Source organism: uncultured Microbulbifer sp. (assembly GCF_913055755.1).
Classification (GTDB): Bacteria; Pseudomonadota; Gammaproteobacteria; order Pseudomonadales; family Cellvibrionaceae; genus Microbulbifer.
In genome coordinates, this window is the sequence record NZ_CAJXKH010000107.1 from 1 (window position 1) to 12,232 (window position 12,232).

At 61.1% G+C, this 12,232-nt stretch carries 9 protein-coding genes; 7 read left to right on the forward strand and 2 right to left on the reverse strand.

The features are described 5' to 3' along the window. Positions 1-152: 152 nt before the first annotated feature. Positions 153-857, reverse strand: coding sequence for a histidine utilization repressor (gene hutC / locus QZ511_RS14650; protein ID WP_295803436.1), 705 nt, complete (start codon positions 855-857; stop codon positions 153-155). 243 nt (positions 858-1,100) lie between these two features. Between hutC and hutI the strand changes: the two genes are divergently transcribed. The 4 genes from hutI to QZ511_RS14670 all read left to right on the forward strand — a co-directional run bounded on the left by hutI (position 1,101) and on the right by QZ511_RS14670 (position 7,320). Beyond that, positions 1,101-2,330, forward strand: a complete 1,230-nt coding sequence (gene hutI / locus QZ511_RS14655) for an imidazolonepropionase (protein WP_295803437.1) — start codon at positions 1,101-1,103, stop codon at positions 2,328-2,330. After that, entirely contained in the window at positions 2,314-3,297 is a 984-nt protein-coding gene (hutG, locus tag QZ511_RS14660; protein WP_295803439.1) for a formimidoylglutamase, read from the forward strand. Before hutI ends, hutG begins: the two co-directional genes overlap by 17 nt. A 220-nt stretch (positions 3,298-3,517) precedes the next feature. Beyond that, positions 3,518-4,609: a class C beta-lactamase gene (ampC, locus tag QZ511_RS14665; RefSeq protein WP_295803450.1), complete on the forward strand. Its 1,092-nt coding sequence runs from the start codon at positions 3,518-3,520 to the stop codon at positions 4,607-4,609. Between the two features lie 263 nt (positions 4,610-4,872). Continuing rightward, the gene (locus QZ511_RS14670) at positions 4,873-7,320 is read left to right on the forward strand and encodes a TonB-dependent receptor (protein WP_295803441.1); all 2,448 of its coding nucleotides are present in this window, start codon (positions 4,873-4,875) and stop codon (positions 7,318-7,320) included. A gap of 119 nt (positions 7,321-7,439) precedes the next feature. Here the strand turns inward: QZ511_RS14670 and QZ511_RS14675 are convergent, their stop codons facing one another. Continuing rightward, positions 7,440-8,021, reverse strand: coding sequence for an NUDIX domain-containing protein (locus QZ511_RS14675; RefSeq protein WP_295803443.1), 582 nt, complete (start codon positions 8,019-8,021; stop codon positions 7,440-7,442). 380 nt (positions 8,022-8,401) lie between these two features. On the opposite strand from QZ511_RS14675, the gene QZ511_RS14680 reads away from it, so the two are divergent. From QZ511_RS14680 to QZ511_RS14690, 3 genes are all read left to right on the forward strand, one after another. Further along, positions 8,402-9,169: a 4'-phosphopantetheinyl transferase gene (locus QZ511_RS14680; RefSeq protein WP_295803445.1), complete on the forward strand. Its 768-nt coding sequence runs from the start codon at positions 8,402-8,404 to the stop codon at positions 9,167-9,169. A 65-nt stretch (positions 9,170-9,234) separates the two neighbouring features. Continuing rightward, complete coding sequence (locus tag QZ511_RS14685) at positions 9,235-10,956, forward strand: NAD(P)/FAD-dependent oxidoreductase (protein WP_295803447.1); 1,722 nt, start codon at positions 9,235-9,237, stop codon at positions 10,954-10,956. A 117-nt stretch (positions 10,957-11,073) separates the two neighbouring features. Further along, on the forward strand, positions 11,074-12,231 hold the full coding sequence (locus tag QZ511_RS14690) for an iron-containing alcohol dehydrogenase (protein ID WP_295803448.1): 1,158 nt from the start codon (positions 11,074-11,076) through the stop codon (positions 12,229-12,231). The last annotated feature ends 1 nt before the right edge of the window (position 12,232 follow it).

Below are 12,232 nucleotides of genomic sequence, written 5' to 3' on the forward strand. Positions count from 1 at the left end.
GGACCGCTGTGAACCCATCCCTGGGCGCTGCGGCGCAAACATCCTGTTTGCGACGCTCCTGAAAACCCGCACCCGGCACCCCGCCTTCAATTCGGGTTCTCTACCTCGATTCCCGTCATCCCGGACTTGATCCGGTAGCGGCATGACGAAGGCTAAAACCTGAGTTGCGCCCCCAGCCGGTACCGGCTGCCCGGGTGCACCAGGCGCGCAAAACTCACCGTGCCTGAGCTACTTTTGGTACGTCGCCAGATCTGCAGGCAGGCGCTGTTCTCGGCAATTTCCAGTGCGCGCGCGACTTCCCCGCTGGCGCCAACGGCCTCCACCGTGGTGTCCACCTCGGTCAGCGGCGCCACCCGGGTGAGGTATTCGTTGGGGGTGCAGTGGGTGAAGTCCTGTTGCAGGTATTCCGGCACCAGTGTCGGGTTGGTATAGCGTTCCTCGAACTGAATCGGCAGCCCGTTATCCAGGTGCACGATGATCGAGTGATACACCGCCGCGCCCTCGGCCAGGCCCAGCGCCACCGCCACTTCGGTGCCGGCTTGGGCCTGTTCCAGTTTGAGGATGCGGTTGGCGTAGCTGTGACCGCGTGCGGCGATTTCGTCGGCAATATTGCGCACTTCCAGCAGCGAGCCGGCGGGTACCGGTTCGGCGACGAAGGTGCCGAGGCCCTGGGAGCGCATCAGCACGCCCTCGTCGGTCAGTTCACTGAGGGCCCGGCGGGCGGTCATGCGGCTGACGCTGAAATCCTGGGCGAGCTGGTTTTCCGACGGTACGCGGAACTGTGCCGGCCACTTGCCGCTTTCGATCTGGGCTCGGATATGCTCTTTGATGGCAGCGTAGCGGGGCTGACTGCTCATACTTGTGTGGTCTCCGCCTGCTCGGTTAAAGTGCGTGACTGGTTGTACATTCTTGTATATACAACTTGTGTTTGGCGCAACTATGGATTCGGGCCCGCTCGCTGTCAAGAGGGATCTGCTCGTCGCCACAGCAAGTGATCGGCAGGTGATCAAGGAGTATCGGGTTTATCTGATAGTGATAAATCGCGCCAAACCGGCCTCTAGGGGCTATCGTTACCATTAACGCCAATTCAGTGAGCGAACATGACAGAACGCTGTGATCTGCTGATTACCAATGTCCACGCGGCTACCATGGATCCTTCCATACCCGGCGCTTACGGGGCGGTGGAAGATGCCGCGGTGGCGGTAACCGGCAATAAAATCGTGTGGCTCGGCCCGCGCCGGGAATTGCCCGATGCGGTTGCCGATGAGGTTATCGACGGTGAGGGTCAGTGGCTGACGCCGGGGCTGATCGACTGCCATACCCACCTGGTTTACGGCGGCCATCGCGCCGGTGAATTTGCCCGTCGCCTCGGTGGCGAGAGCTATGAGGATGTCGCCCGCTCCGGTGGTGGCATCATCTCCACCGTGCGCGCCACCCGCGCGGCCAGCGCCGAAGAGCTGTATCGCGCTGCCGAGCCGCGCCTCAAGTCACTGCTGTCCGAAGGCGTTACCACCGTCGAGGTAAAGTCCGGCTACGGCCTGGATCTGGATACCGAACTGAAACAGCTGCGCGTGGCCCGTCGCCTGGCCCAGCACTATCCGGTGAATATCCAGACAACCTGCCTCGCCGCCCACGCCCTGCCGCCGGAATACGACGGCCGTGCCGACGCCTACATCGACCTGGTGTGCAACGAAATCCTGCCGGTGGTGGCCAGGGAACAGCTGGCGGATGCGGTGGACATGTTCTGTGAAAACATCGCGTTTTCCGTAGAGCAGTGCCGGCGCGTGGTAAGTGCCGCAAAAGAGCTGGGGCTGCCGGTCAAAGTGCATGCGGAACAACTGGCGCGCACCGGCGCCACCGAAATGGCGGCCAGGGCCGGCGCACTGTCGGTGGACCATATCGAATACATCTCCGACGTCGACGTCGCGGCCATGGCCGAGAGCGGTACTGCCGCGGTATTGCTGCCGGGTGCCTTCTACACCCTGAAGGAAACCCGCGTACCGCCGGTGGAAAAGCTGCGCGCGGCCGGGGTGCCGATGGCCATATCCACCGACCTGAACCCCGGCAGCTGTCCCATTGCCTCCCTGCGCCTGATGATGAATATGGGGTGCAACTTCTTTGGTCTCACCCCGGCGGAATCCCTCGCCGGGGTGACCCGCGCCGCCGCGCGCGCGCTGGGCATCTGCTGCAGTCGCGGCGTACTGCGCCCGGGGCTGGTCGCGGATATGGCGCTGTGGCCGATGGAAACGCCGGACCAGCTCGCCTATGAAGTGGGCGCACTGAAACCGTCGGAAATGTTTTTTGGAGGTCGCCATGTTACAGCTGGCTGATATGCGCCTGTGGAGCGGCCGTAGCGACAGCGAAGACGGCAAGGCAGGCAAACGCTGGCACGAAGACATAGTGCCGCTCCACCTGGACAGCCGCCCCGGGATTGCGGTGCTCGGTTTCGCCTCCGATGAAGGGGTGCGCCGCAACAAGGGCCGTATCGGCGCCGCCAAGGGCCCGCGCATATTGCGCCTGGCGATGGCGAACCTGCCGAAAACCTTCAGTGCGCCCCTGTACGACGCCGGTAACGTGCGGGTGGAAAAGGAAGACCTCGAATCCGCACAGGCGATGCTCGGTGCGCGTATTACCGAGCTGATGACCGCCGGCCACTTCCCGCTGGTGCTCGGCGGTGGCCACGAGATTGCCTACGGCAGCTACCAGGGGATCGCCCGCTGGATGCGCGAGCAGCATCGCGACAAGACCCTGGGTATCATCAACTTCGACGCCCACCTGGATATCCGCCTGCCCACGCCCAAGGGGTCTTCGGGTACTCCGTTTTTCCAGATTGCCGAGCAGTGTGACCTGAACGGCCGCCCGTTCAATTACCTGTGCGTGGGTGCCGCGGCCACCGCCAATACCCCGGCGCTGTACCAGCGCGCGCAGGAGCTGGGTGCGGAGGTGATTTCCGACCGCGAGATCACCCCCTGGCGTATCGAGCAGGTGCAGAAGCAGATCCAGGCATTTATCGACAAGGTGGATTTCGTCTACCTCACCATCGATCTCGATGTGTTCCCGGCGGCAATCATGCCGGCGGTGAGTGCCCCCGCCGGGCGCGGTGTGAGTTTCGAACTGTTCGAGCCGCTATTGGATACGGTGCTGGAATCGAACAAGGTGTGCCTGGCGGACATGGCGGAGTTCAATCCGTATTTCGATATCGAAGACCACGCCGCGCGCACCGCGGCACGGGTGGCCTTCCAGATCAGTAACGGCGTCCGGCCGACCCTGGGAGGCGCTCGCCCATTGATGGACTGACGGCGAGCCGACCACCGCAGCACTAAACCGTGTTGCGGCGGTCTGAGCGCTATCAATAACTGTAAATAACAAGGATGTTGCCGTGCCCCCGAGCCGCTTTTCTCAGCACTTTCTCTCTCCCCGTCGATTAGATTTATGCACGCTGTTCCTGGTGGTGCTTGCCGCGTCCTGTTTTTCCATCAGCGCTTTCGCCAAAACCGATCCCGATCATCTAGAGCAGGTGGTGATACAAACGCTCCAGCCCGTGGTGGAGAAACACAATCCCCCCGGAATAGCTCTGGCGCTGATCATCGATGGCGAGCCCTACTTTTTTACCCTGGGGGTGGCCTCACAAGACACCAAAGAGCCGGTCACCGAGCACACCCTGTTTGAGATCGGATCCGTCAGTAAAACCTTTACCGCCACCCTGGCCGCTTACGCCGAGGTAAGGGGTGTGCTGTCGCTGGGTGACCCGGTCAGTCGCCACCTGCCGGATCTGCGCGGCAGCGCCATGGACGGGGTCAGCCTGCTCAACCTCGCCACCCACACCGCCGGCCACTTTCCGCTGCAGGTGCCCGCGGAGATCGAGAACAACCGCCAGCTGCTGGCCTACCTGAGCCAGTGGCAGCCGCAGTATTTCCCCGGCACCAGCCGCACCTACGCCAACCCGGGTATCGGATTACTGGGCCTGATCACCGCGCGCAAATTGCGCCAGCCTTTCGCCGAGGCGATGCAGCAGTATGTGTTTCAGGGGTTGGGACTGGGCGATACCTATATCCAGGTTCCGGACGAAAAAATGTCGCACTACGCTCGCGGTCACAACCGCAGCGGCACGCCGGTAAGAGTGGATATGGGGGTGCTGGGGGAGGAGGCGTACGGGGTCAAATCCAGTGCTGCAGATTTATCCCGCTATCTGGGTATCCAGATGCAGCTGGTAAAAACCGGCCGCGACCTGGAAAGGGCTCTGGCGACTACCCGCAAGGGTTATTTCAAAACGGAATTCTACGTGCAGGATCTGGTGTGGGAGCAGTACGCGTTACCGGTAGCGGTGGAAACCCTGATGCAGGGTAACTCGCCGGCAATGGTGCGCGAGGACCAGCCGGTGGAAGCCATCCGCCCGCCGCTCGCGCCCCAGCAAAATGTGCTGATCAACAAGACCGGCTCTACCGGGGGCTTCTCTACCTACGTGGCCTTTATTCCGCAAAAGCGGTTCGGCTTCGTGATGCTGGCGAACAAGTATTTTTCCAATGAAGCGCGTATCGAAGTGCTTTACGGGATCCTGAATGGGCTGATGCCTGAGGTGATCAAGCCGGTGGGCAGGAAGTCTGACTGAGTGGTCTGGGATGTGTGACCGGGTTCACATTTTTTCTCTGAGAAAAACACAGTAAACAAAACAAAATCTACATTTTTTGCAAAACCCTGGAATAAAGTTTGCTTCTGTATGTTGGCGCAATAATCGTTGTGCTAACTTCACGCCGCCGAAATCTGAAGAAAACCCCCGGGTTTAGGGGGGCAGGTCAGGCTGGTCGTTTGCTGTAGGCGCGCCCGGCGGGGCCGCGCTTCTTCAGAGTAACAATAAACTCCAAGGGTATATGTATGACCAAGCTTCAACTGAACGGGCAATGCCCCATTGCATTGGCAGTTGCCTTTGCTGCCGGTGCACTGGCTCCGGGCTTCGCCAGTGCCAGCGTGCTCGACGAGATAGTCGTCACCGCGCAGAAGCGCGAGCAGAATGCGCTGGAAGTACCGGTAACCGTCGACACCTTTTCCGTCGCCGATATCGAAAACACCAATGCGCTGAAACTCAGCGACATGGACGACTTCATTCCCGGCTTTGATGTCAGTTCCAGCATCACCCAGTCCACTATCGGTATCCGCGGTGTGAGCAGCTCCAACATCAGCGCCGGTGGCGACCCCTCCGTCGCGGTGTTCTACGACGATGCCTATGTACCGGCTGCGGCCACTTCCATGTCTTTTGCCGATATGCAGCGGGTGGAAGTACTGAAGGGCCCGCAGGGCACCCTGTTCGGCCGCAATGCCGCTGCGGGTACCGTAAACCTGGTGCCGAACCCGCCACAGCAGGAATTCGAAGCCTTTGTATCCTCGCGCGTCGGCAACTACGGCCTGACCCAGTTGGAAGGCATGGTCAATGCCCCGCTGACGGACAACTTCTTTGTGCGTGGCAACCTGTTGAGCTACCAGCGCGACGGATTCATTGACAATGTCACCCCGGGCGGTGCTGACGCTGGCGCGGAAGATATTGTCACCGGCCGTATCGCCGCCCTGTGGCAGATTACCGACAAGACCGCCGCCCAGCTGTCCTACGACTGGGACGAGGTGGACAACGCGTCGCGCCAGGCGATTGGTGTCAGTGAATACGCCTACAGTACCGATCCGTTTGACCACAAAGTGGAAAACGACGTGGTGGATGGCGGCGAAACCCGCTCCATGTCTTCCGTCAATTTCAAACTGACTCACGCCATCAGCGACGCCTGGAGCCTGAAGTGGGTATCCAACTACCGCCAGTGGGAAACCTACAACCGCGAGGAAGAGGACGGCACCGCGGACATCACCCGCTACCTGGATACCAACAACACCTTCGACTCCGACATCGGCTACCACGAGCTGCAGTTCAACTTCACCGGCGAGCGCCTGAGTGCGGTAATGGGGGCCAACTACTCCCGTGAGGACATCTACCAGCGCACCGATGTCACTGCCTCCGCTGATTCCGTGACCCGTCTGGTGACGGCAAATATCGTCAATGACCCGGCCCTGCGCGGGATGATTGAGGGGGCTGCGGGTGAGATGGGGCTGGCCATGCTGGACAGCGTCGATCACCTGTGGGACGCGGACGACTGGGCCACCTTTACCACGCTGGTGGCACCGGCGGTGGGGGCACAGGGCCCGTTCCCGCAGGACGGTATCTACTACGACATGGTGAGCCAGGGTCTCGGTATCGGCGGTATGCTTTTCGGCCCCGAATACGCCGGTGAGTGGTGGACCGAGTCCGTGGAAAACACCGGAGACTTTACCAACTACGGTGTCTACGCCGATTTCGACTATGCGGTGACCGATCGCCTGAGTGTGCTCGCCGGCCTGCGCTACAGCAGCGACGAGAAGTCTTTCACCTGGTTGACCCCCGGAACCAGCTTCGAGCGGGACGGTGTGGAAGAAGTGATTTTCCCCGCGGGCGCCAGTTATAACGTGGGAGAGGGGGTGCGCAGCGCTTCCGACAAGTGGAGTGCGACTACCGGCCGTATCGTTGGCCAGTACGACCTCAGCGACAACGTCATGGCGTATCTGTCCTACTCCACCGGCTACAAGTCCGGTGGCTTTGACTCCCTCAATGTGGCCAGCGCCGACGATCCATTTGAACCGGAAGAGGTGGATAACGTCGAGTTGGGCATCAAGGGCGACCTACTGCAGAATCTGCGGGTACAGCTTAGCTACTTCGACATGACCGTCGATAACCGCCAGCGCAGTGTCGAGAGCAAGCGCGAGGGCTCCGCCAACGCCCTGCCCACCGTGATCAACGGTGACCAGCAGATTGACGGTGTGGAGGTTACCCTCGACTGGATGGCCACCGAGTCCGTGCGCTTCGGCCTCGTGACCACCGTGCGCGATGTGGAATCCCAGTGGCAGCCATACTTTGACGCGCAGGGTGTGGAGCAGATTGACGGTGACAAGTCCTCCACCGACACCGCCTATACCGTTACCTTCGACTGGGCGCCGGCTATTCCGGTGGGTGATCTGAACCTGCATCTGAACTACATCTTCGCCGAGAACAGCGACGAAGATCAGCCGGGCTTCCTGGCAGAGTTCGCGGATATCCCCGGCGTGGGTGAGGACGACGAGCGCCTGAACGGGCGACTGGTATGGATGAGTGGCGACGGCCAGTACGAGCTGGCACTGTGGGGGCGCAACCTGCTGGACAACGAGAGCACCTCGATTCCCAGCGGTCGCTCCATGGCCTACTTCGGCACGCCCTACACCTCCGTATCCGAACCGCGCACCTACGGTGCAGAGGTTCGCTACAACTTCTAAGGCGTTGCGGGTACAGCGCCCGCGATCCTGAAGTCTCGAAACACCGCCCGCCTTTGCGGGCGGTGTTTTCGTTTGAACCCGTTAGGGAATTAGCGGATTGAGAATAGAGAAGTGCGCACTCAGGGCTCCGGTACAGCGGGAGTGTCCGACGTTGGCTCCGGTAGTGGCTGCCGCGGCGGGCGGCGGGATTCCAGGTAGCGTTCGATATAGGGTTTGTGGGTATAGATCACATCCTCTGGCAGCCGATGCAGGTCAAAGAAGCGGTAGCCGTAGATTTCCCCGTCGCGGATCGCGATATGCTTGTCCTTGAGGCGCCCGCGAATGGCGATATTGATGATCCCCGAGCGCGGCACCTTGTTCACCTCTAGTACCTCGAATTCGTCGATCCGGATATTCAGTTCCTCGCGCAGCTCCCGTCGCGCAGACTCCTCGAACGATTCATTGCGCTCCATCCAGCCTCCGGGCAGTGCCCACTTGTCCTGGTAGGTGTGGCGCACCAGTAGCAGCTGGTTGTTGCGCTCCACGAAATAAACCATTCCCACCACAAACTTGTCGGTGAGCGCATAGGAAATATTCCAGCGGATCTTTGGTGGCAGTTTGCGATAGAGTTCGTATTTGAGTCCGGGAAACACCAGGAAAGCCCCCGCCACCAGGGCAAGCGCCAGGAGCGGAAGAGTGATTCTGTTCAGATATGATCGCATAGTTCCCCAAAGACCTTTGCTCTGAAAACCCTGATGGACAGGGGTGCTGGGGGCAGGGTTCCCGGAATGGCCATTCCAAGGAGCAGCACTTACCGTGGCACAACAGCGGAGCTAATGCTGGAGTTTTTACCAAGAACTGGCATGGAAACCAATATTGCTTGTTGGCGCCGTCGGTGTCTTGAGCCCGCGGCTGCTATATTCAGCGGTGTTGCCAGGGAGGCGGGGTGGCTGGCGATTTTTGGCACGTTGCGTGCATCAAGTAATGGCACAAATGTAGTAGGTGACGCCAGTAGTGCCGGTTTTACCGGGGCTGATTATGGCCCTAGGCCTGAAGAAAAAAACCGAAGGAAGACCCGAAGAAAGTACCGGGGAAGATTTGAATGCAAGAAGTAGCCGCAAATATTATGCCCGGGGTTGAGCGCCAGTTTATTGGTAAGGTGCACTCGCTGGTGGACGCGAGAACCGGTGTGCGCCTGGTTAGTTGTGAATTTGATTCGGGCAGTTACGATCCGGCCCTCTATACCGAACTGGGTATTGACCGGCCCGAAAGTATCGAGCGCGCGGTAGCCAAGCGACAGGCGGAGTTTCTCGCCGGCCGCTACGCCGCCGCGCTGGCATTGCAGCACCTCGGCCCTGTTCGTAACCACGACGTGCAGGTAGGGATCGGCGCGCAGCGCAACCCGCTGTGGCCGAGCGGCGTGGTGGGGTCCATCTCTCACGTGGGCAGTGTAGCCGTGTGCGCTGTGAGCCGCAGGACCGACAAGCATTACCTCGGTATCGATATAGAAGTTCTGATGTCTTCCAAGGTTTGCCGCGAGGTGGCGACGATCGTAGCCAATCGCCGAGAGCGGGAATTGCTCAGCGCCCAGGGGCTTTCTGACCGGGTTGCCCTCACTTTGATCTTTTCTGCCAAAGAGAGCTTGTTCAAGGCGCTCTATCCCTCGGTGCGTGACTACTTCGGCTTCGAAGTCGCAGAGGCCGCTGAATTGCGGCTGAAAGATCAGACCCTGGTGTTGCGCCTCAACGAGCGCTTCGCGACCAAGCATAACCTGCCTCGAGACTACGAGTGCCAGTTTACTCTGGGGGAGCACTGGATTCAGTCGGTTACCTGTGGGACGTTTGCGGGTAGCATGAGCCTGATTGCGTAGGGCGCCGTTCGCGGCTAAGGTGGCGGGGCAACTTCAGAATAAGAATAGCCCCCCGGAGGATAGCCATGGCCGAGGCAGCATCTTTTGCGTCTGCTCACAGGGCCAGCCAGCAACGGAGCCGCCTGCGTATCGGCCGCCGTTACCGCGCCGGCCGCCTCGATGGTCCCTACGATGCCATCGTCGTCGGCTCGGGGATCGGCGGACTCACCACCGCAGCTCTGCTCAGTGCCAGCGGGCAGAAGGTGCTGGTGCTGGAGCAGCACTACACCGCCGGCGGCTTTACCCATGCCTACGACCGCAACGGTTACGAGTGGGATGTGGGGGTGCACTACATCGGTGATGTGGGCGGCCACCCCACCATGACCCGCAAGCTGTTCGATTTCCTCTCCGCCGGCGCGCTGCAGTGGGCGCCAATGGATGCCACTTACGACCGCATCTGTCTCGGCGATAAATCCTACGACCTGGTGGCCGGACGCGAGCAGTTTGTGGACGCGCTGGTGCAGCAATTCCCCGGAGAGCGCGCCACCATCGAGGCCTACCTTGAACGGGTGGATGCGGTCGCCAGCGCGATGCCGCTGATCTCCCTGGAAAAGCTGTTGCCGCGCTGGTGCGCGCCGGTACTCAGACTGGTTAAAAAGTTGCGCTGTCCCTCTTTCCTGAACAGGACCACCTATGAAGTACTGCGGGAACTGACGGATAACGGGGCGTTGATCGCGGTGCTCACCGGGCAGTGGGGCGACAACGGCATGACGCCGAAGACCAGCAGCTTCACCATTCACGCATTGATCGCCAAGCATTACCTCTACGGCGGCTACTACCCGGTGGGCGGTGCCAGCCGCATTGCCGAGACCATCATTCCGCAGATCCAGAAAAGCGGTGGCGAGGTATTCACCTACGCGAATGTCGAGACCCTGTTGCTGGACGGGCAGAAAGTCACCGGCGTGCGCATGAGTGACGGCACCGAGATTCACGCACCGGCGGTGATCTCCAACGCCGGGGTGTTCAACACCTTCGAAAAACTGCTGCCCGAGAGCGCCTCCTATGCGGCGGGTTACCTGCGCCAGTTGCGGCAGGTAACACCCTCCATGAGCCACCAGTGCCTGTATATCGGCCTGCGCAAAACCGCCGCGGAACTGGGGCTGCCGAAGACCAATTACTGGCTGTATCCCAGCGGCGATTACGAGGCGGATACCGAGCGCTTCCTGCAGGATCCGCAAGCGGAAATCCCGCTGGTGTATATCTCTTTCCCCTCCGCCAAGGATCCCAGTTTCAACGAGCGCTACCCGGGGCGCGCCACCATCGAGCTGGTGGCGCCGGCGCCCTACGAGTGGTTTGAACAGTGGAAGGGTGAAACCTGGGGCAAGCGCGGGGCGGAATACGAGGCGCTGAAGCAGCAGTTCAGCGAGCGCCTGCTGGAGCACCTGTATCGCCACTTCCCGCAGTTGCGCGGGCAGGTCGATTACTGCGAACTGTCCACACCGCTGTCCACCCGCCATTTCTGTCGCTACCGCCGCGGTGAGATCTACGGCCTGGATCACGACCCGTCGCGTTTCGAACAGGACTGGCTGCGCCCCAAGACCCGCATCAAGGGCCTCTACCTCACCGGTCAGGACATCATGAGCTGCGGTGTCGCCGGTGCCATGTTTGCCGGCGTACTGTGCGCCCAGAGCCTGTTGGGCTGGCGCCGGGGTATGGCGCTGTTGCGCAGGGTGTTCGGCGAGGCTTCAGAGCAGCCTTCGCGACCCGTCGAGAGGTCCGCAACCCCGGCGGCGAGCAAGGCGGGTTAGCAACGCGTTGTTAATCCCGCCTACCGGAAATCCGAGGTAATGGCCAAAGGCTCCGGTGGGCCGTTCAATGTCCCCTGAATAACAACAATTTGACGAGCGTTGATGTCAGGGGCAGCCATGCAGGATTTCGACTTTTCCACCACCAGAACCATCGTCAACCGGGTCGGCGCGGCACAGCGGCTGGCGGACCTGTGCCGGACCGAGGGTGCGGGTCGGGTACTGTTGGTGACCGATGCCGGCATCGTCAACGCCGGCCTGCTGGACCGGGTGTTGCCGGGCTTCGACAGCGCCGGCATGCACCTGGGTATCTTCGACCGCGTGGAGGCGGATCCGAAAGACGTCACGGTCGAGGCGGCGGTACATGCGGCGCGCGCACTCAATGCGGAACTGGTCGTGGGCTTTGGTGGCGGCAGTTCCATGGACGTGGCCAAGCTGGTGGCGGTACTGGCGCACCCGGGCAGCCGCCAGTCCCTGGAAGAGCTCTACGGCCTGGACAATATCCGTGGCCGGCGCCTGCCGCTGATCCAGGTGCCCACCACCGCCGGCACCGGTTCCGAAGTAGGCCGCTCATCGGTGTTTACCGATGAGGCCGCGCAGCGGAAAAAAATCATCTTCCATCCGCGCATGCTGCCGGAAATCGTGCTGCTTGACCCGGAGTTGACGCTGGGGCTGCCACCGCAGATTACTGCCGCCACCGGTATGGATGCGCTGTCCCACAATCTCGAAGCCTATTGCTCGAACAGTTTTCATCCCATGGCCGAGGGGATTGCACTCGAGGCCATGCGGCTCATCCACATGTACCTGCCGCGGGCAGTTGCCGATGGCAGTGACCTGGAGGCGCGCATGCAGATGCTCGCCGCTTCCAGTATGGGTGCCACCGCCTTCCAGCGCGGTCTGGGGGCCATGCACGCGCTGGCGCACCCCCTGGGTGCCCTGTATGACAAGCACCACGGTCTGCTCAACGCGATACTTATGCCCTATGTGCTGGCGGCAAATCGAGAGACCATCGAAGAGCCCATGAGCCGACTGTCGCGCTATCTGGCACTGCCGCAGGCAGGGTTTGTCGGGGTGCTGGACTGGGTGCTGTTTTTGCGTCGCGACCTGGGGATTCCAAATACCCTGTCAGAGATTGGTATTGATGCCTCGCAGGCAGATAAAATCGGCGCGATGGCGGCGATAGATCCCTCCGCCGCGAGTAATCCGTTGCCGCTGGGTCGAGACGGCTATCGGGCCCTGTTTCTGGCAGCCTGTGAAGGACATCTGCTGGAGCGCTGAG